Consider the following 532-nt stretch of genomic DNA (forward strand, 5'->3'; position numbering starts at 1 on the left):
GGTTTCCCCATTCGGAGACCCTCGGACATTCGGAGACCCTCGGATCACAGCTCGTTTGACAGCTCCCCGAGGCTTATCGCAGCCTACTACGTCCTTCATCGGCTCCTGGTGCCAAGGCATCCACCGTACGCTCTTAACTACTTACAACAAAGATGCTCGCGTCCACTGTGCAGTTCTCAAACAACACACAACACCCGAACTAATGCCAGCACCACGACCATCACCGAGGTGATGCGGTCTGCCTGACGTCCAGGTCTTGTCGTCACTTCCAGAGATGAAACACTCGCGTGTTCTCTCAGGACCCAACAGTATGCCGATATATTCACCGCCRGCCGGCCACAAGGGACCAACCGATACGCGGAAAAGCTTGTCAGTGTTCCACCCATGAGCTCCCGCAGCGAAACAGTGTTCACTAAACGGGCTCTGCCAGACACGACCTCGACTCTTCGAGACCGTCTGCTGGAGATGCTCCTTAGAAAGGAGGTGATCCAGCCGCACCTTCCGGTACGGCTACCTTGTTACGACTTCGTCC

The 532-nt window shown here is 55.9% G+C and carries 2 rRNA genes; both read right to left on the reverse strand.

Annotation, left to right across the window (positions count from 1 at the left end):
* Window positions 1-147: ribosomal RNA gene (locus AC1DU4_RS26320) — 23S ribosomal RNA — on the reverse strand; the annotation flags it as partial.
* Between the two features lie 329 nt (window positions 148-476).
* Window positions 477-532 (reverse strand): 16S ribosomal RNA (locus tag AC1DU4_RS26325); the annotation flags it as partial.

The sequence above is a fragment of the Rhodococcus sp. P4_F5 genome (assembly GCF_056401315.1).